This window comes from Streptomyces gilvosporeus (assembly GCF_002082195.1).
GTDB lineage: Bacteria > Actinomycetota > Actinomycetes > Streptomycetales > Streptomycetaceae > Streptomyces > Streptomyces gilvosporeus.
Map to the genome: position 1 here is coordinate 5,773,922 of NZ_CP020569.1, position 17,461 is coordinate 5,791,382.

Here is a 17,461-nt window from a genome sequence, read left to right on the forward strand (position 1 = left end):
CCAAGGCAGTGATCAGTCCCCGGCCGCGATGATTTTCTTGAGCTCGGCCAGGTCGTGGGCGGTGATCCCGGCCGGCCGCAGGACGGCGTTCCACCCGTCGACGTACTCCGACGTGTAGGTGTGGCCGTGGCCGGCCGGAACTCCGGTGGAAAAGGGAAGGTCCGCGGTCACCTGCCAGAAGGTCACAAAGGGAATCCAGAACATGCTCTTGAGGACGTCCCTGCCGGGAGCCTCGGCGATCCATTCCGGTTTATTGAAGATGAGACGGGGGCTCCACCAGACGATCGGGTCGGAGGGATGCATCAGGTAGAGGACGCGGCTTCCTTCCCACGGACGGCCGACGGGCGGAATCTCCGCCGCCGGATCATCGGCGAAGCGTACGGTCCGTCCGTCCTTGTAGACCGGCTGGATTTCCGGACTGCCCGCTTCGCGGTGGTCGCTGAACTCCCTGAAGAGGGTGTTGAAATTAGGCGGTCCGACGAACAGCGTGCCCGCGGTGCGGTTGCGCAGATCGAATTCTCCGCTGAATGCGGCCTCGCCACCGAACGACCCGAGGCTTTCCCCGGCGACGAACAGCCTGGGGCGTTTGTCCGGCGGGAGTTTCGACCATTCCTCGTAGACCGCGTCGAAGAGGGCACGGCCCGTCTCTCTCGCCTTCGACTGGTCGACGAGGTAGGAAATCCAGGACGGCAGGTAGGAGTACTGGACCGCCGCGGTCGCCGAGTCCCCGCCGCTGAGGTACTCGAACGAGTCCACGGACGCCGGATCGACCCAGCCGCTGCCGGTCGTCGTCACCACGAGCAGGTTCTTGCGCTGGAAGCCTCCCGCACGCTTGAGGTCCTTGACCGCCAGAGCCGCTCGGGCCTCCGCGTCGTCGGCGGACGCCAGCCCGGCATACGCACGGATCGGCTCATCGGCCGGATGGTGGACGAACTTCGCGATGTCCGCCGTCGAAGGGCCGGTGCCGGCGAAACTCCGCCCCTGCCAGCCGAGCGAATCCCAGGGCACCACCGAACCCGGCCCGCCCGACCGAGCGCTGGTCATCGGCTGCTGGACCCCCTCCGGGGTTTTCGTGTCGCGCAACGAGAACGCCGCGTTCGCCAGACCCACAAAACCGTCGAGAAGCAGACCGGTGACGACCGCATAAGCCAGCGCCACCACCAGAATCCAGCTGACACCCCTCGCGGCACGCGGCCCGATCCATCGGCCGAGGCGCTTCGCCGCCCAGCGGTAGGCGCCGCGAAGACCGCGCCCCGTGACCACAAGGGCGCCGAGCACCAACGCCGCGATAAGAGGCGAGAGAACGGCGAGCAGGACGCTGTAGTCCTTCACTCCCATCAGTTTGCGAATCTCGTACTGCCAGTACTGTCCGAATCCGATGGAGACGGCGAGCAGAACAATCGCCGCGACGAGAAAGACACGCCACGCCCATCGGCGCGGAGCACGAGGCTCCCGGTCGGCGAACGCACGCCATACGAAGGCGGCAAGCACGCCCAGTCCATAACCGATGGCTGCGGTGATACCGGAGATCACGCCCTGGATGAGGCCGTCGCGCGGGAGCAGCGACGGGGTGAAGGAAAGGCACGCCAGAAGGAGCGCGCCCCAGCAGCCGGGCAGAGTGACATGCGTCAGCTTCCGGCGGGCCGGGCGGCCGTCACCCCGTTGCGGGGTGGCGGACTTCTCGTCCGCACCCGGTTCTTCACCCGACGGGCCGTCTGGCGGCCCCGGTGTGGCCCGTGGCATGGCGACCTCCTTCATGGATGATCGCCCGCCGGACAGTGCCGCGCCAGCGAAGCGCGCCCGGTGAGGACCGGCGGTGGCACGAGCACCGCGGGGCCGGGCGAACGGGCCGGCGGGACGAGTGGTCGGGCTCCGGCCCCCGTCGCAGGATGAGACAGCACTCGGGCGCGGCCGCGGCGAGACAGAGGAGGACACCATGACCCGAAGACAGCGGCACTGATGCGCCTGCGACGCCCCGCGGACCCGGCGATCATCCTGGCCTGCGTCCTGACCGTACTGATCGTGACCAACCTCGCCGAGAGCGGCTACCTGCCCTCTCCCGGGCCGGCCCACGTCCTCCCCATCCTCCTCGCGCTCGTGCTCCTCTCGGGGCTCGTTTGGTGGGCGGGCGGCACCCGCGACGACATCGGTCTGGGCGCGGGTACGATCCGGCGCGGCGCGGCCTGGGCACTCGCCCTGACCGGCATCGTGGCCGCGCTCTATCTGATCGCCGCGCTCGTGCCGTGGACCCGTGCGCTCTTCCCCGATCGGCGCACCGCGCACCTGGACGGCGGCGAGCTGGCCGTGCTCCTGGGCGTCCGGGTGCCGCTGGGAACGGTACTGCTGGAGGAGTACGGGTTCCGCGGCGTGCTGTACGGGCTGCTCCGGCGCTACGGCGGCACGGCGGCCGCCACCGCGGCCTCCTCACTGCTCTTCGGCCTCTGGCATGTCCTCCCCACCCTGCGTCCGGCCGGAAGGAGCACCGCGTTCGCCCCGCTGCCGGTCCACCTGCCCGGCGGCGCGGTCACCGTCGGCACATTCCTGTTCACCACGGCCGCCGGAGTCCTCTTCTGCGAACTGCGCCGCCGCAGCAACAGCCTGCTGGCGCCCATGGGACTGCACTGGGCGACCAACGCTCTGGGCTACCTGACGGCGTTCACGCTGTCACACACGCACTGAAGCCCCGGGCCCACGAGGCGCGCTCCGCCGAAACCACTCCGAGAAACTCGCGCTCATCGGCCAATCCGACGGCACCTCAGCTCGACCACCGACCTCAAGCGGGCGGCCCCACTCTCCCGCTCAGCACCTCCCCGACGAGCCAACTGCGCCCCGACCTCCGGGAGATCCGGGGGGCAGCCGAAGCTCACGCCCGGCTACGCCGCAGTCGAGCTGTCGGACTGCTGGAGCCCATCCGGGGCAGTGGCCTCAGTCGCATCGCGGCATGAAGCATTCCCGCGTTCAGATCCCAGAGACCCATCCCCTCGTGTCCAGGAGGACTCGACCCCGTGCCACGGGGATGGCCCGCCCAGGGCCCGGACGAGATATCCCTGTGAGGGATCGAGCGAGCGACGGGCCGCGTTGACGAATCTCACGTGCGCCTCGTGCAGCCCGGCGTGAATCGGCCGGAGCTCATCCAGATCCGAAGGCTGACGGCCATGGAACAGGATGGTGAACTCCTCGATGAGGTCGCAGATCTGATCGGCCGCTGTCATGGCACCTTCGCTTGCCACCAGGGACATCGATTGCAGAGCGGCATTGAACGGCTCCCAGTCGATGGCGGGCACGCGCCGGTCGACGTACGCCCCGCGAAGCTCCATCTCCACGGCGCCGAAGGCCTGAAGGAACTTCTCGTACGCGGCCGTCCGCGACTGCTGGAGCCACTGGCGGTTCTGGCTGCGCCGTCCCACGACACCGCCCGCGACGACACCCACGAGGGTGGCGGTGATGCCTCCAACGGTGGATATCAGGAGTCCCCACGGGACACTCACCTTGCGTCTCTCCCGCCTACCTCGGCTCAGAATCCACCATGACGACCGGCAAGATCACCGACCGGAACAGACGACACAGGGTCGAACTCCGCCAGTTCCGCCTTCGTCGGCCGCTCGAACCATCCGACCGCGTCGACGAGTCGTTCCTCCGTGATGCGGAATGCCCCTGGCGGCAGAGCCGCATTGCGTTCGGCCAACCGGGGCAGAAATCGTGCAGCCACGCGTCAGCCGTCAACCGAAGTGCCGACCACTCCCGCTCCAGACGCCGGGCGAAAGTGGTCTTGCCGGTTCCCGGAAGCCCGCAGGTGATGAGCAGAGTCGAAACGGGTGTCACTCTAGCTACGCCAAGCGACGGCAGCGAGGGGAAATCAGCCCGTCCACCTTCGCACCTCCCTGAAGGATCGGCCCGATGAGGGCGTGCTCAGTCCTCAGCCGGAGCCACACCGATCGGGCAGGAGACTCCCGTCCCCCAATCCCGCAGTTACCAGCAGGATTCTTGTCCAAATACTGCCGGTGGCATTGCTCAGCCAGTGAGTTCGGTCAGCAACTCCCGGATGCGGGACTGGATCTCGTCGCGGATCGGCCGGACGGCTTCCACGCCCTGGCCTGCCGGATCCTCCAGATTCCAGTCGAGGTACCTCTTGCCGGGGAAGATCGGGCAGGCGTCGCCGCAGCCCATGGTGATCACCACGTCGGATGCCTGCACCCTCTCGGTGGTCAGCGCTTTCGGCGTCTCGGCCGAGAGGTCGATGCCGACCTCGGCCATGGCCTGGACGACGGCCGGGTTGACGGCGTCGGCGGGGGCGGAGCCCGCTGAGCAGACTTCCACCGCGCCCTGGGAGTGGTGGGTGAGGAAGGCGGCGGCCATCTGGGACCGTCCGGCGTTATGGACGCAGACGAACAGCACCGACGGCTTGAGGGAGTCAGTCATGGGCGGGCTCCTTGAGGCCGGACGGTTCGGTGGCCGGGGCGGGGGTGTCGGGGAAGAGGCGGCGGGCGGTGAGGGCGACGTAGACCAGCCCGATCAGCACGGGCACCTCGATGAGGGGGCCGACGACGCCGGCCAGGGCCTGTCCGGAGGTCGCGCCGAAGGTCGCGATGGCGACGGCGATGGCGAGTTCGAAGTTGTTGCCGGCCGCGGTGAACGCCAGCGTTGTCGCCCGCGGATAGCCGAGGCCGACGGCCTTGCCCAGGGCCATGGACCCGGCCCACATGAGAGCGAAGTAGACCAGCAGCGGCAGGGCGATCCGGGCGACGTCGAGCGGGCGGGAGGTGATCGCCTCCCCTTGGAGGGCGAACAGCACGACGATGGTGAACAGCAGTCCGTAGAGGGCGAAGGGACCTACGCGGGGGAGCAGCTTTGCCTCGTACCAGGTACGGCCCTTGGCCTTCTCGCCCAGGCGGCGGGTGAGGAATCCGGCGGCGAGCGGGATACCGAGGAAGATCAGCACGCTGCGGGCGATCTCCCACACGCTGACGTTCAGCCCGGTCTGTTGCAGGCCGAGCCAGCCGGGCAGGACGGCGAGGTAGAACCAGCCCAGAAGGCTGAACGCGAGGACCTGGAAGACGGAGTTCAGGGCCACCAGGACGGCGGCGGCTTCGCGGTCGCCGCAGGCCAGGTCGTTCCAGATGATGACCATGGCGATGCAGCGGGCCAGCCCGACGATGATCAGCCCGGTCCGGTACTCAGGCAGGTCGGGCAGGAAGATCCAGGCGAGCGCGAACATCACGGCCGGGCCGAGGATCCAGTTGATCACCAGGGAGGGGATCAGCAGGCGCCGGTCCCGGGTGACGGTGTCCAGCCGGTCATAGCGGACCTTGGCCAGCACCGGGTACATCATCACCAGCAGCCCGAGCGCGATCGGCAGCGAGACGCCCGTAACGGTCACCTTCGCCAGCGCGTCCCCCAGCCCCGGAACCACGCGGCCCAGGCCCAGGCCGACGGCCATGGCCAGCAGGATCCACACGGCCAGGAAGCGGTCCAGGAACGACAACCGGGCCGCGACCGGACCCGCCGTCTCGGAGTTCTGCACGGTCATGAGTCGGCCCCCGCGTTTGCCTGGCCGATCTCGGGAGGGAGCTGACCGGCGGGGCGGGTGAGGATGCCGGCCAGCCGATCGGTCATCTCGGGCAGCAGTCGGTAATACACCCATGTCCCGCGGCGTTCGGAGTCGATGAGCCCGGCCTGCTTCAGGAGCTTGAGGTGGTGGGAGATCGTCGGCTGGGACAGGTCGAATGCCGGGGTCAGGTCGCACACGCACACCTCACCGCCGGCCCGGGAGGCGATCATCGACAGCAGTCGCAGTCGCACCGGATCTCCGAGGGCCTTGAAGACCCTCGCCAGCTCGGCGGCCTGGCCCTCGTCCAATGGCGCAGTCAGCAGCCCCGGACAGCACTCCTGGGTCTGGCCGAGCACCTCAAGCTCTTGATTCGACATGTGTCTATGTTGACGAATTTCGATTCAAGGCGCAAGGTTGCATCGAAAGACATCAATGCAATGAGATGGGGAGGCCTTCATGTCCCGCGTTCAGCTCGCCCTCAACGTCCCCGACCTCAACGCTTCGGTGGAGTTCTACGCCAAGCTCTTCGGTATCGAACCGGCCAAGCGCCGCCCCGGCTACGCCAACTTCACCATCGCCGAACCGCCACTGAAGCTCGTCCTGATCGAAGGTGAAGCCGGCCAGGAGACCCGCTTGGACCACCTCGGCGCCGAGGTCACCTCCACAGAGCAGGTCGCTGCCGCCACCGACCGCCTCAAGCAAGCAGGGCTCGCGACGTTCGAAGAGAACGACACCTCCTGCTGCTACGCCCTTCAGGACAAGGTCTGGGTGCACGGCCCCGGCAAAGAGCCCTGGGAGGTCTACGTCGTCAAGGCCGACGCCGACCAGTTGGGCAGGACTCCTGCGCTGGAAGGAGATGACTGCTGCGCCGGTGACCGGCCCGTCGTCTGAGCCGCGGCCGCGCGAATGCGTGCGAGGCGCATGCGTATTGGCCGGTGGCCTCGGGAATCGGTAACTGCCCTCGTCCGTGGTGGACTTGAGCAGGCCCAGCAAGCTACTTGTCCGTTGCCTCCGGGGCTGGCGCGACCCCCACAGGGCAGCTCACGCCCGTCCCCCCAATCCCGCAGTAACCAGCAGGATTCTTGTCCAAATACTGCTGGTGATATCCCTCCGCCGGATAGAACGGCCGCCCCTCCGCGGGGAGGATTTCGGTGGTGATGTCGCCGTAGCCGGACTTCTGGAGGACGGTGCGGTAGGCGTCGCGGGAGGCTTCGGCGGCCTGTTGTTGGGCGGGGGAGTGGGTGTAGACGGCGGAGCGGTACTGGGTGCCCACGTCGTTGCCTTGGCGGAAGCCCTGGGTGGGGTCGTGGGATTCCCAGAACAGCTTCAGCAGGGACGTGTACGGGACGACCGTGGGGTCGTAGACGACGCGGACGGCCTCGGTGTGGCCGGTGTGGCCGGAGCAGACCTCCTCGTAGGTGGGGTGGGGGGTGTGGCCGCCCTGGTAGCCGACGAGGGTGGTCCACACGCCGTCGGTCTGCCAGAACTTGCGCTCGGCGCCCCAGAAGCAGCCCAGGCCGAAGTCGGCGGTCTCCAGGCCCTCCGGGTACGGGCCGAGCAGCGGGTTGCCCAGGACCGTGTGCCGGTCGGGGACGGTGAAGTCCCGCTCGGGGCGGCCCTTCAGCGCTTCCTCGAGGGTGGGGAGGTGGGTCTTGAAGCGGGAGAACAGCATCGGGATCAGGCTCCAGGGACGGGGACGGGGACGGGGATGTGGGTCGGGGCGAGGGGACCCTTGGGTGCTGGGGGCGTGGGCGGAGGGGCAGTGGACGCGTGGCTATTCGGGCAACGCCCGGACGTCGGGGCGCATTCCGTCCCCGCGTGTTTCGTCCCCGCGCGATCCGCCCCCGCTGGGTCCATCCCCGCGCGGTCCGTCCCCGCAGGGTCCGCCCCCACAGAGTCCCGTAGCGCCCCGCCCACAACCCCTCAGTGCCCCTCCGGCGGGAGGTCGGCCGATGTGCCGCCCATCTGTTCCCAGCCCGCGATGGCCAGCGCCCGGTACGCCGCGTACTCGGCGGCGGGGCTGCGCCCGTAGGACCACGGGACGGCGCCCACATGGCCGTCGACCAGGCGCAGCTGCTCCATGGCCTCCGCGTAGCGCTCCGCGCGGACCAGGAACCAGACCAGGAGATGGCGGACATGCGGGGCCATCGGGTGGTCGGCGGGAGCCTCCCGCAGCGCGTAGTGGGCGCCCTCGACGGCCCGCTCGATCACCGCGCTCTGGTACAGGCCGCGGACCAGATTCGCCTCGGGAAGATGCTCGTAGACCGCGAACAGCGGCAGCGCGGGCAGCAGACTCCCGGCCGGCGCACCCGCCGCCGCCCGCTCCGCGAACGCCTCCGCCTCCTTGCGGGACCCGTGCCACTTCTCCGACCAGTACGGCAGCGCCGCCAGATGCGCCCCCATGTGATGCGGCGCGCGCTGGACGACCTTGGACCACAGCTCTTCGTAGTCGGCCCGGCGCTCACCCAGGCCACGGGCGACCGCCAGCTCGGTGAGGTACGGAATCGGGCTGCCGGGCGCCAGCAGGCCCGCCTCCCGGCAGACCGTACGGGCCTCCTCCAGGATCATGCGGAAGTCCTGCGAACCGGGATCGCGCAGCGCCTGGAGGACGAGGAACTGGGCGTGCGTCTGGGCACCACCGGGATCCTTGGGGGACTCCAGCCGCCACGTCCGCAGCCAGATACCGCCGGTCCGCGGCCCCGCGCCGGGCGGGGCGTCCGGTGCCCCCTCCCGTACGCCCTCGTGCGCCAGCTCGAACGCCGCCGCCCCCGCCAGCGTCTGCACCCGCTGCCAGCGCAGCTCCCAGTCGTCGCCGGTGGCCTTCAGCAGCTCGGCCGCCGGCCGCCAGTCGCGGGTACGGCGCACCTCGGCCAGCGCCTCGTCCAGCTCCTGGTCGGGGCCCGGCAGGCGCACGTCGAGCTCGTCCAGCGGCACAAAGCCGTAGCCGGCCATGGGGTCGGTGGCCATCACCAGCCCCTGCCGGGACTGTGCCACGGACCGCCGACGTCGCATCCAGGGCAGAAAGACGAAACCGCCGAGCGTGATCGCGGCGAGGAGCACGAGCAGAGCGTCCATGTGGGGTGTCCTGGTCGGAGGGATCGGAGGGCGGGGAGGGATCGGAGGCGGTCGTATGTATCACTCTCCAGCCAACCAGAAAGTTCCGGAAACATGGACCGCGGAGCCGACTACCCTCGGCAGACATGAGCGATCTGCGCGACCAGCGCCCCCAACATTTCGAAACCCTTGCCATCCACGCAGGTCAGGAGCCCGACCAGGCGACCGGCGCGGTGGTACCGCCCATCTACCAGGTGTCCACTTACAAGCAGGACGGCGTAGGCGGGCTCCGCGGCGGCTACGAGTACAGCCGCAGCGCCAACCCCACCCGTACCGCCCTGGAGGAGAACCTCGCCGCCCTCGACGGCGGCCGCCGCGGCCTCGCCTTCGCCTCCGGCCTGGCCGCCGAGGACTGCCTGCTGCGCACCCTGCTGTCCCCCGGCGACCACGTCGTCATCCCCAATGACGCCTACGGCGGAACGTTCCGCCTCTTCGCCAAGGTCGTCGAGCGGTGGGGCGTCGAGTGGTCGGTGGCCGACACCTCCGACCCGCAGGCCGTCCGTGCGGCGCTGCGGCCCCGTACGAAGCTGATCTGGGTCGAGACGCCCAGCAACCCGCTGCTCGGCATCAGCGACATCACGGCGCTGGCCGGCATCGCCCACGACGCCGGCGTCCGGCTCGTCGTCGACAACACCTTCGCCAGCCCCTACCTCCAGCAGCCGCTCGCCCTCGGCGCCGACGTGGTCGTCTACTCCACGACCAAGTACATGGGCGGACACTCGGACGTCGTCGGCGGCGCCCTGGTCGTCAACGACGACACCCTCGGCGAGGAACTCGCCTACCACCAGAACGCGATGGGCGCCGTCGCCGGCCCCTTCGACGCCTGGCTGGTGATGCGCGGCATCAAGACCCTCGCCGTACGGATGGACCGGCACAGCGCCAACGCGGCGCGCATCGCGGAGCTGCTCTCCTCCCACAAGAAGGTCACCCGCGTCTACTACCCGGGCCTGTCCGAGCACCCCGGCCACGAGGTCGCCGCCAAGCAGATGCGGTCCTTCGGCGGCATGGTGTCCTTCCAGGTGGCCGGCGGCGAGCAGGCGGCCGTCGAGGTCTGCAACCGGGCCAAGCTGTTCACCCTGGGCGAGTCCCTGGGCGGCGTGGAGTCCCTGATCGAGCACCCGGGCCGGATGACCCACGCCTCCACGGCCGGGTCCGCCCTGGAGGTCCCGGGCGACCTGGTGCGCCTGTCGGTCGGCATCGAGTCGGTCGAGGACCTGCTGGCGGACCTTACGGAGGCGCTCGGATAGCGAGGGCCTTCGGGGCGTGCGTACGGCCCTCTGGGGCTTGAGCACGCCCTCTGGGGCGGGGAAGGCGCGGCTCGGGCCGCGCTCACCCGCCCCTTCCGGCTCGGCTCCCTCCCCGGCCCCGCAGGGGCGTCAGGAAGTCGGCCCCGTGAGGGACGAGGTGAGCGTGGCGAGGGAGGCGTTGAAGCGGGTCAGGAGCGCGCAGAAGGCGTCGCGTTCGCCCTCGGACCAGTCCTCCGTCACCAGGGCCATCAGCGCGCGGCGCGAGGCACGCACCTCCTCCAGGCGGGTGTGGCCGCGCTCGGACAGTTCGAGCACCACGGCCCGCCCGTCCTCGGGGTGCGTGGCCCGGCTGACCAGCCCGGAGTCCACCAGGGGCGCCACCTGCCGGGTGACCGTCGAGGAGTCGATGCCCATCCCGGCGGCCAGGGCCTTGACCCCCATCGGGCCCTCCTGGTCGAGGCGGTTGAGCAGCAGATACGCGGCGCGGTCCATGGAGTTGCGCGCCTGCCCGACGCCACCCAGCCGGCTCTGCTCGGCGCGGCGGGCGAAGACGGCCACTTGGTGCTGGAGCGCGTCCAGGAGAGCGGTGTCGGGGTGGGTCGTCATGTCCGGAGGGGTGGGCATGGCCGGGAGCTCGCTTCATGGAGGGGCGTACGGATGGGAGGACAGCGTACGCGGACCCGGCCGGGACGGTACCGGCCCGGCCGTTCCGATAGCAGCCCGTGAGACGGCCGATACCGTTCCGCGCCGTACGGGGCCCGTACGGCGTCCCGGCGGAGCATCACCCGGGCCCCGCCCCGGACATCACCCCGCACCTCAACGGCGCAGCGCTCCAACGGCGGTCTCGCCATACGGTCGAAAAGGCCCGGAGCAGGCCGAACTGCAAGACTGACGGCATGGCCGATCACCCGCCTCGTGAGCCTCGTACACCTCGTACGCCTCGTGCGCGACGTACGCCGCACGACGCCCCCGCCGCCGCGGCCTCCGCCGACGCCGCGGCCACCAGCGGCCCGGACGCCGAGGACCCGATTGCCGCGATTACGGTCGATGACGTACGCGAGGCGCACAAGCTGCTCTCCGGCGTCTCCCGCGCCACCCCCCTGGAAGGCAGCCGCTACCTCTCCGGCCTGGTCGGCTCCCCCGTCCACCTCAAGTGCGAAAACCTCCAGCGCACCGGCTCCTTCAAGATCCGCGGCGCCTACGTACGCATCTCCGGCCTCTCCCCGCAGGAACGCGCGGCCGGCGTCGTGGCGGCCAGCGCGGGAAACCACGCCCAGGGCGTGGCGCTGGCGGCGTCCCTGCTGGGGGTGCGCTCGACCGTCTACATGCCGGTGGGCGCGCCGCTGCCGAAGGTCGCCGCGACCCGCGAGTACGGCGCCGAGGTGCGACTGCACGGCCAGGTGGTGGACGAGACGCTGGCCGCCGCCCAGGAGTACGCACGCGAGACCGGGGCGGTCTTCATCCACCCCTTCGACCACCGGGACATCATCGCCGGCCAGGGCACCCTCGGCCTGGAGATCCTCGAACAGTGCCCGGAGGTGCGCTCCATCGTCCTGGGCGTCGGCGGCGGCGGGCTGGCCGCCGGGGTCGCGCTGGCGGTCAAGACGCTGCGGCCGGACGTGAAGGTGATCGGGGTGCAGGCGGCGGGCGCGGCCTGCTACCCGCCGTCGCTGGAGGCCGGGCACCCGGTGGCCATCGAGAGCCTCACCACGATGGCCGACGGGATCAAGGTCGGACGGCCCGGCGATGTGCCGTTCCGGATCGTCCACGAGCTGGTGGACGAGGTCCGTACGGTCACCGAGGACGAACTCTCCAGCGCGCTGCTGCTGTGCCTGGAACGGGCGAAGATGGTCGTGGAACCGGCCGGCGCCAGCCCGGTGGCGGCGCTGCTGTCGCATCCGGAGACGTTCGAGGGGCCGGTCGTCGCCGTGCTCTCCGGCGGCAATGTCGACCCGCTGCTGATGCAGCGCGTCCTGCGCCACGGCATGGCCGCCGCCGGGCGCTACCTCTCGCTCCGGCTCCGCCTGACAGACCGCCCGGGCGCACTGGCGACCCTCCTGGGCGTGCTCTCGGAGGCCGACGCCAACGTCCTGGACGTGGGCCACGTACGGCTCGACCCCCGCCTCGGCCTGACCGAGGTCGAGGTGGAGATCCAGGTGGAGACCAAGGGCCCCGAACACTGCGCCGAGGTCAGCGCGGCACTGCGCGCGGCGGGGTATTGCGTGATCGCGTAATACGGCCATCGGCGGGACGGCGATTTTCCCCCGTCTCTATCGCGATGTATCGCGTTCGGAGTACAGTCCGGCCTGCCTGGTGCCGCGCGGCATCGGCTCGGGGCCGGTGCGGGGTTGGTGCGGGGCTGGCCTCAGCGCCCACGGGGCGCACAAAGGATCAGAACCGTAACATTCGACGCATTCACTAGGTTCGACGCGTCCGACCGCTGCACGATATTGAGCGCATTCGATCTGAAACGTACGCAATACGGAAAATGGAACGCACCCAAACCATGGGGGTACCCACATGCCAGGCGCCATTTACGCCGAAGGTCTGGTGAAAACATTCGGTGACGTACGGGCTCTGGACGGCGTCGACCTCGATGTACCCGAAGGCACCGTGCTGGGGATGCTCGGCCCGAACGGCGCCGGCAAAACCACCGCCGTACGGGTCCTGACGACCCTGATCCGCCCCGACCGCGGCAGGGCCGAGGTGGCCGGGATCGACGTGCTCGCGCACCCCGACCGCGTACGCCGGTCCATCGGACTGTCGGGGCAATTCGCGGCGGTGGACGAGTACTTGACCGGCCGCGAGAACCTCACGATGGTCGGCCAGCTCTACCAGATGAGCGCCCGGGACGCGAAGCGCCGGGCCGTCGAACTGCTGGAGCGCTTCCACCTCGCCGACGCCGCCGACCGCACGGCCAAGACCTACTCCGGCGGGATGCGCCGCCGCCTCGACCTCGCGGCCGCGCTGGTCGTCAGCCCGCCCGTGATGTTCATGGACGAGCCGACCACCGGCCTGGACCCGCGCAACCGCCAGGAGCTGTGGGACGTGATCCAGGAACTGGTCGCGGGCGGTACGACCCTGCTGCTGACCACGCAGTACCTGGAGGAGGCCGACCGCCTCGCCCACGACATCTGCGTCGTCGACCACGGGCGGGTCATCGCCCGCGGCACCTCCGACCAGCTCAAGGCGCGCACCGGCGGCGAGCGGGTCGAGGTCGTGGTGCACGACGCCGAGCACATCGCCGTCACCGAGCAGGTCCTGCGCGGCTTCGGCGAGGGTGACAGCACGGTCGATCCGCACACCCGCAGGATCACCGTCCCGGTGACCGGCGGCGCCAAACTGCTCGCCGAGATCATCCGCGAACTCGACGGCCGCGGCGTGGAGATCGACGACATCGGCCTGCGCCGCCCCACCCTGGACGACGTCTTCATCTCGCTGACCGGCCATGTCGCCGAGGCCACGGACGCAGAGGCCACGGACGGCGGCCGCGACGCGGGAACGGACGGGGGCCCTGCCACCGGCCGGGACGGTGGGGACGGTGGGGGCGGCGGGGACGGTCGGGACGGTGGGGGCGGCCCGGTACAGGGGGCGGCCGCACGGGAGACGGCCGACGCCGACGACAAGGCCGATGACAAGGAGGGCGTGAAGTGACGACGACGGCCCCGACGGCCCACCCCGAGCCCCCGGCACCGCGACCGGCCCCCGGCCCGCGGCCGCGCGGCGGAATCGGCCGGTCCGTCCGCGACTCCCTGGTCGTGGGCAAGCGCAACCTCATCCGGATGATGCGCATCCCCGAGGTGGTGATCTTCGGCCTCATCCAGCCGATCATGTTCGTGGTGCTGTTCACCTATGTCTTCGGCGGCTCCATCACCATCCCGGGCGCCCCCTCGGGCGACGCCCAGGCGTACCACGAATTCCTCATGGCGGGCATCTTCGCGCAGACGGTCACCTTCGCCACGGCGGGCGCCGGCGCGGGCATCGCCGACGACATGCACAAGGGGCTGATCGACCGGTTCCGGTCGCTGCCGATGTCCCGGGGCGCCGTGCTCACCGGGCGCACCCTCGCCGACCTCGTCCAGACCGCGCTGACCCTGGTGGTGCTGGCCATCGTGGCGTTGCTGATCGGCTGGCAGACGCACGAGAGCGCCCTGTCGGTGCTGGCCGGCTTCGGCCTCCTGCTGCTGCTCGGCTACGCCTTCTCCTGGATCGGCGCGGTGATCGGCCTCTCCGTCCGCACGCCCGAGGCGGCCACCTCCGGTGGGCTGATCTGGCTCTTCCCGCTCACCTTCATCTCCAACGCGTTCGTGCCGGTCAACGGCATGCCGACGGTGCTCCAGCACATCGCGGAGTGGAACCCGTTCAGCGCGACGGTGGCCGCGGCCCGGGACCTGTTCGGCAACACCATCGCGGACGCCCCGAAGTCGGTGACCGGCGCCTGGCCGATGGAGCATCCGGTGCTGGCATCGGTGATCTGGTCGCTGCTGATCATCGCTGTCTTCCGAACGCTGGCGGTCCGCAGGTACCGGTCGGCGACCGCTTGAGCGCCTGAGCCGCAGTCCGACCTGAGCCGGAGTCCGATCGGCGTGCGGCTCGGCTCTGTGCTTGCGGTCGTGGCTTGCGGTCGTGCCCCCCTGTTTGGGGTCGTGTGGCCGCTCGTGGCTGATGCCCACTCATGGTGGGTGGGCTTGTGTGGCTGTTGGGCTCCCGTGCTCGTGCCGGCTGCCCGTGCCTCGCCGCCTGCCTGCCTCCCTTCCTCTTACGGCAACACATACGGAGCGTGATTCGTTCCCACACTCCGTGGGTTTCGTTACTTTCTGCGATGTTCCGCTCACAGCGAAGCGGCCCGGAGCGCTCCTCAGGCTCCGGGCCGCTTCATGCCCTGCGGGCGGCGGTTTTTGTGCCGCGGGCGTCAGCCGTTGTACGGCTTGGCCTCCAGGATCTTCACGGCGGCCTTCTTGCCGTTGGGGAGTTCGTACTCCGCGGTGTCGCCGATCTTCTTGCCGTTCACGCCAGAGCCCAGCGGGGACTGCGGCGAGTAGGTCTCGATCTCCGAGCTCGCGTACTCGCGCGAGGCAAGAAGGAACTCAAGGGTGTCGTCCGGGTCTCCGTCGAACGCGATGGTGACGACCATGCCGGGAGCAACGACGCCGTTGGCGGCAGGGGCCTCGCCGACCTTTGCGGACTGCAGCAGCTGGGTGAGCTGGCGTACGCGAAGCTCCTGCTTGCCCTGCTCTTCCTTGGCCGCGTGGTACCCGGCGTTCTCCTTCAGGTCACCTTCCTCGCGGGCCGCCTGGATCTTCTCGGTGATCTCGGCGCGGGCGGGACCAGACAGGTACTCCAGCTCGGCCTTGAGCTGGTCATACGCCTCCTGGGTAAGCCAGGTGACGTTTTCGCTGGTCTGGGTCACAGGTGCTCCTCGTCGGTACTGGGGATAAATCAAACGCCCTACCAGGAAGGTTTGCGCCTTCACAGGTGGGCGAAACCACGAGCCTAACAATTCCGGCACAAAACGGGGAGGGGGAATTCCACAGCGCACTCACAGCGACGCATCGTCGCTGCTCAGCGGCGGTCCGCCCGCGCGGCGCCCGCCCCCGTGCGCCGGGCATGCCGGATGCGCGGCGCGAGTGAGGAGGGGGGTGGGGGTGGGGTGGGAGGGAACGGGGAGGGGAGGGGAGGGAACGGGGAGGGGAGGGGCAGGTTCCGGGTCCGGGCCGGGGGTGGTGGTCGGCAGGTGGCGGGTCGGTCGGTTGACGGCCGGACGCCCGTCAGTGGGAGCCCGATGCCTGGCAGCCGACCAGGAGGGCGTTGGTGGCGCGCTTGGTGGTGCGGATGGTGATGTCGGTGTTCACCTGGTCCGTGCGCTGGTCGATGGTGACGTCCTTGCGGCCCACCTCGGAGCCGTCCGCCGCCTGTGACCGCAGGGTGCACACGCCCCTGGCGTCCTTGTCCTTGATCACTTCGAGGTTGACCTTGACGGCGCTGTCGGACACCGCGTCCCAGGTGATGATGCGGCCGCTGAGGTCCTGCCCGGCGATGTACGAGGCGCCGGCCCAGCCCACGGCCCCGAGCAGGGCGACGCCCAGCACCCCGCCGATGATCTTGAGTTTGCGGTCGGCGTGCCGGTCCGCGGAGCGGCCGTAGCGTCCGTCCGGGAGCCCGTCGCGGACCGCCGTCATGGTCATTCCTCCTGGTACGGGGAGCGGGGCCGCCGGCGCCTCGACGGCTCTGGGCCCCTTGGGAATACAGCGCCCCCTCGCTTCGGTCACTATAGGAGGCAACTTTCTGAGCCTGTCACCCAGCCTTTCACTGAGGATCGAGTCTTGACTGAGCAGCTGCGTTTGATGGCGGTCCACGCCCACCCCGACGACGAGTCGAGCAAGGGTGCGGCCACCATGGCCAAGTACGTGTCCGAGGGGGTGGACGTGCTGGTCGCCACCTGCACGGGAGGCGAGCGAGGTTCCATCCTCAACCCCAAGCTCCAGGGCGACCCGTACATCGAGGAGCACATCCACGAGGTGCGCAGGAAGGAGATGGACGAGGCCCGGGAGATCCTCGGGGTCAAGCAGGAGTGGCTGGGCTTTGTCGACTCGGGGCTGCCCGAGGGCGACCCGCTGCCGCCGCTGCCCGAGGGCTGCTTCGCGCTCCAGGACGTCGACGAGGCGGCCGGGCGGCTGGTCAAGCTGATCCGCACGTTCAAGCCGCAGGTCATCACGACCTACGACGAGAACGGCGGCTATCCGCACCCGGACCACATCATGACCCACAAGATCACGATGGTGGCCTTCGAGGCGGCCGGCGACCCGGAGTGCTACCCGGAGGCCGGTGAGCCCTGGCAGCCGCTGAAGCTCTACTACAACCAGGGCTTCAACAAGCCGCGGACGATCGCGCTGCACGAGGCGCTGCTGGAGCGGGGCATGGACTCGCCCTACGGCGAGTGGCTGGAGCGCTGGAAGCAGTTCGAGCAGCGTGAGCGCACCCTGACCACCTACATTCCGTGCGCCGACTTCTTCGAGATCCGGGACAAGGCGCTGATCGCGCACGCCACCCAGATCGACCCCGACGGCGGATGGTTCCGGGTCCCGATGGACATCCAGCGCGAGGTCTGGCCGACGGAGGAGTACGAGCTGGCGAAGTCGCTCGTGGACACTTCCCTCCCCGAGGACGACCTCTTCGCGGGCATCCGCAACAATTGACACCATGATGAGCGCGACCAGCACCCTCGCCCTGACGCACTTCGTCACCCTTGCCGACAGCTTCGACAAGGACAAGGTGACCCCCGGCGTCCTCGGCTTCATCGTCTTCGCACTCATCGGCGGCGCCGTGTGGCTGCTGATGAAGTCCATGAACAAGCAGATGAAGAAGGTCGACTTCGAGGAGGCTCCGGAGGAGGGCGAGGCGGCCGCCTCCGCCGCCCCGACGGTGCCCGCACCGAAGGCCGGCTGAGCCGAACCGGCCCAGCGACTTCCGGGCGCGCCCGGACGGGGCGCGGCCGATGACCGGGTGGCGGTCGTGGGCCGGCCGATGGGTTACGGCCGGCTGACCGGCCCGG

Annotated in this window: 19 protein-coding genes and 1 pseudogene; 8 read left to right on the forward strand and 12 right to left on the reverse strand. The window is 69.8% G+C overall.

Annotated elements, in window-relative coordinates; translation table 11 throughout:
* Nucleotides 1-12: 12 nt before the first annotated feature.
* Nucleotides 13-1,743, reverse strand: a complete 1,731-nt coding sequence (locus B1H19_RS25890; RefSeq protein ID WP_107426143.1) for an alpha/beta hydrolase — start codon at nucleotides 1,741-1,743, stop codon at nucleotides 13-15.
* A 216-nt stretch (nucleotides 1,744-1,959) separates the two neighbouring features.
* Between B1H19_RS25890 and B1H19_RS25895 the strand changes: the two genes are divergently transcribed.
* Nucleotides 1,960-2,679, forward strand: coding sequence for a CPBP family intramembrane glutamic endopeptidase (locus tag B1H19_RS25895; protein ID WP_083107151.1), 720 nt, complete (start codon nucleotides 1,960-1,962; stop codon nucleotides 2,677-2,679).
* Between the two features lie 194 nt (nucleotides 2,680-2,873).
* Here B1H19_RS25895 and B1H19_RS25900 read toward each other — a convergent pair whose 3' ends face one another.
* From B1H19_RS25900 to B1H19_RS25920, 6 genes and pseudogenes are all read right to left on the reverse strand, one after another.
* Nucleotides 2,874-3,431, reverse strand: coding sequence for a hypothetical protein (locus B1H19_RS25900; RefSeq protein WP_159028139.1), 558 nt, complete (start codon nucleotides 3,429-3,431; stop codon nucleotides 2,874-2,876).
* Between the two features lie 73 nt (nucleotides 3,432-3,504).
* Nucleotides 3,505-3,822, reverse strand: coding sequence for a P-loop nucleotide/nucleoside kinase family protein (locus B1H19_RS40385; protein WP_107426144.1), 318 nt, complete (start codon nucleotides 3,820-3,822; stop codon nucleotides 3,505-3,507).
* Between the two features lie 87 nt (nucleotides 3,823-3,909).
* Nucleotides 3,910-4,016, reverse strand: a pseudogene (locus B1H19_RS39975) (peptide-methionine (S)-S-oxide reductase MsrA); the annotation flags it as partial.
* A complete protein-coding gene (locus B1H19_RS25910; RefSeq protein WP_083107154.1) occupies nucleotides 4,012-4,419 on the reverse strand; it encodes an arsenate reductase ArsC in 408 nt (135 codons plus the stop codon). The pseudogene B1H19_RS39975 and the gene B1H19_RS25910, both read right to left, overlap by 5 nt.
* Nucleotides 4,412-5,527: an ACR3 family arsenite efflux transporter gene (gene arsB / locus B1H19_RS25915; protein ID WP_083107155.1), complete on the reverse strand. Its 1,116-nt coding sequence runs from the start codon at nucleotides 5,525-5,527 to the stop codon at nucleotides 4,412-4,414. The genes B1H19_RS25910 and arsB overlap by 8 nt, the downstream gene beginning before the upstream one ends.
* Complete coding sequence (locus B1H19_RS25920) at nucleotides 5,524-5,925, reverse strand: ArsR/SmtB family transcription factor (protein WP_083107156.1); 402 nt, start codon at nucleotides 5,923-5,925, stop codon at nucleotides 5,524-5,526. Before B1H19_RS25920 ends, arsB begins: the two co-directional genes overlap by 4 nt.
* 79 nt (nucleotides 5,926-6,004) lie before the next feature.
* On the opposite strand from B1H19_RS25920, the gene B1H19_RS25925 reads away from it, so the two are divergent.
* The gene (locus B1H19_RS25925) at nucleotides 6,005-6,439 is read left to right on the forward strand and encodes an ArsI/CadI family heavy metal resistance metalloenzyme (RefSeq protein ID WP_083107157.1); all 435 of its coding nucleotides are present in this window, start codon (nucleotides 6,005-6,007) and stop codon (nucleotides 6,437-6,439) included.
* Nucleotides 6,440-6,542: 103 nt separating this feature from the next.
* Here the strand turns inward: B1H19_RS25925 and msrA are convergent, their stop codons facing one another.
* Entirely contained in the window at nucleotides 6,543-7,220 is a 678-nt protein-coding gene (msrA, locus tag B1H19_RS25930) for a peptide-methionine (S)-S-oxide reductase MsrA (RefSeq protein ID WP_083107158.1), read from the reverse strand.
* Between the two features lie 251 nt (nucleotides 7,221-7,471).
* Nucleotides 7,472-8,623 (reverse strand): hypothetical protein, encoded by a 1,152-nt coding sequence (locus tag B1H19_RS25935; protein ID WP_083107159.1) that lies wholly within the window; start codon nucleotides 8,621-8,623, stop codon nucleotides 7,472-7,474.
* Nucleotides 8,624-8,748: 125 nt separating this feature from the next.
* On the opposite strand from B1H19_RS25935, the gene B1H19_RS25940 reads away from it, so the two are divergent.
* On the forward strand, nucleotides 8,749-9,909 hold the full coding sequence (locus tag B1H19_RS25940; RefSeq protein ID WP_083107160.1) for a cystathionine gamma-synthase: 1,161 nt from the start codon (nucleotides 8,749-8,751) through the stop codon (nucleotides 9,907-9,909).
* Between the two features lie 129 nt (nucleotides 9,910-10,038).
* Here the strand turns inward: B1H19_RS25940 and B1H19_RS25945 are convergent, their stop codons facing one another.
* The gene (locus tag B1H19_RS25945; RefSeq protein WP_083107161.1) at nucleotides 10,039-10,533 is read right to left on the reverse strand and encodes a MarR family winged helix-turn-helix transcriptional regulator; all 495 of its coding nucleotides are present in this window, start codon (nucleotides 10,531-10,533) and stop codon (nucleotides 10,039-10,041) included.
* A gap of 272 nt (nucleotides 10,534-10,805) precedes the next feature.
* Here B1H19_RS25945 and ilvA point away from each other — a divergent pair, with 272 nt between their 5' ends.
* The 3 genes from ilvA to B1H19_RS25960 all read left to right on the forward strand — a co-directional run bounded on the left by ilvA (nucleotide 10,806) and on the right by B1H19_RS25960 (nucleotide 14,453).
* Nucleotides 10,806-12,143 (forward strand): threonine ammonia-lyase, encoded by a 1,338-nt coding sequence (gene ilvA, locus B1H19_RS25950; RefSeq protein ID WP_083107162.1) that lies wholly within the window; start codon nucleotides 10,806-10,808, stop codon nucleotides 12,141-12,143.
* A gap of 286 nt (nucleotides 12,144-12,429) precedes the next feature.
* The gene (locus B1H19_RS25955; protein ID WP_083107163.1) at nucleotides 12,430-13,563 is read left to right on the forward strand and encodes an ATP-binding cassette domain-containing protein; all 1,134 of its coding nucleotides are present in this window, start codon (nucleotides 12,430-12,432) and stop codon (nucleotides 13,561-13,563) included.
* Nucleotides 13,560-14,453 carry an ABC transporter permease gene (locus B1H19_RS25960; protein WP_203237228.1) on the forward strand — a complete coding sequence of 298 codons (894 nt, stop codon included), beginning with the start codon at nucleotides 13,560-13,562 and terminating at the stop codon, nucleotides 14,451-14,453. Before B1H19_RS25955 ends, B1H19_RS25960 begins: the two co-directional genes overlap by 4 nt.
* A 368-nt stretch (nucleotides 14,454-14,821) precedes the next feature.
* Here the strand turns inward: B1H19_RS25960 and greA are convergent, their stop codons facing one another.
* The gene (gene greA, locus B1H19_RS25965) at nucleotides 14,822-15,319 is read right to left on the reverse strand and encodes a transcription elongation factor GreA (protein ID WP_083107164.1); all 498 of its coding nucleotides are present in this window, start codon (nucleotides 15,317-15,319) and stop codon (nucleotides 14,822-14,824) included.
* Nucleotides 15,320-15,677: 358 nt separating this feature from the next.
* Nucleotides 15,678-16,088: a DUF4307 domain-containing protein gene (locus tag B1H19_RS25970; protein WP_083109884.1), complete on the reverse strand. Its 411-nt coding sequence runs from the start codon at nucleotides 16,086-16,088 to the stop codon at nucleotides 15,678-15,680.
* Nucleotides 16,089-16,232: 144 nt separating this feature from the next.
* Between B1H19_RS25970 and mca the strand changes: the two genes are divergently transcribed.
* A complete protein-coding gene (gene mca / locus B1H19_RS25975; protein WP_083107165.1) occupies nucleotides 16,233-17,105 on the forward strand; it encodes a mycothiol conjugate amidase Mca in 873 nt (290 codons plus the stop codon).
* A gap of 4 nt (nucleotides 17,106-17,109) precedes the next feature.
* A complete protein-coding gene (locus B1H19_RS25980; protein ID WP_083107166.1) occupies nucleotides 17,110-17,355 on the forward strand; it encodes a hypothetical protein in 246 nt (81 codons plus the stop codon).
* The last annotated feature ends 106 nt before the right edge of the window (nucleotides 17,356-17,461 follow it).

Coding starts and splice junctions, on each gene's coding strand:
- B1H19_RS25945 (WP_083107161.1), bottom strand. CDS start 10,533: ATGCCCACCCCTCCGGACATGACGACCCACCCCGACACCGCTCTCCTG.
- B1H19_RS25940 (WP_083107160.1), top strand. CDS start 8,749: ATGAGCGATCTGCGCGACCAGCGCCCCCAACATTTCGAAACCCTTGCC.
- B1H19_RS25980 (WP_083107166.1), top strand. CDS start 17,110: ATGATGAGCGCGACCAGCACCCTCGCCCTGACGCACTTCGTCACCCTT.
- B1H19_RS25925 (WP_083107157.1), top strand. CDS start 6,005: ATGTCCCGCGTTCAGCTCGCCCTCAACGTCCCCGACCTCAACGCTTCG.
- B1H19_RS25920 (WP_083107156.1), bottom strand. CDS start 5,925: ATGTCGAATCAAGAGCTTGAGGTGCTCGGCCAGACCCAGGAGTGCTGT.
- B1H19_RS25895 (WP_083107151.1), top strand. CDS start 1,960: ATGCGCCTGCGACGCCCCGCGGACCCGGCGATCATCCTGGCCTGCGTC.
- msrA (WP_083107158.1), bottom strand. CDS start 7,220: ATGCTGTTCTCCCGCTTCAAGACCCACCTCCCCACCCTCGAGGAAGCG.
- B1H19_RS25970 (WP_083109884.1), bottom strand. CDS start 16,088: ATGACGGCGGTCCGCGACGGGCTCCCGGACGGACGCTACGGCCGCTCC.
- B1H19_RS25955 (WP_083107163.1), top strand. CDS start 12,430: ATGCCAGGCGCCATTTACGCCGAAGGTCTGGTGAAAACATTCGGTGAC.
- B1H19_RS25935 (WP_083107159.1), bottom strand. CDS start 8,623: ATGGACGCTCTGCTCGTGCTCCTCGCCGCGATCACGCTCGGCGGTTTC.
- B1H19_RS25910 (WP_083107154.1), bottom strand. CDS start 4,419: ATGACTGACTCCCTCAAGCCGTCGGTGCTGTTCGTCTGCGTCCATAAC.
- B1H19_RS25890 (WP_107426143.1), bottom strand. CDS start 1,743: ATGCCACGGGCCACACCGGGGCCGCCAGACGGCCCGTCGGGTGAAGAA.
- arsB (WP_083107155.1), bottom strand. CDS start 5,527: ATGACCGTGCAGAACTCCGAGACGGCGGGTCCGGTCGCGGCCCGGTTG.
- ilvA (WP_083107162.1), top strand. CDS start 10,806: ATGGCCGATCACCCGCCTCGTGAGCCTCGTACACCTCGTACGCCTCGT.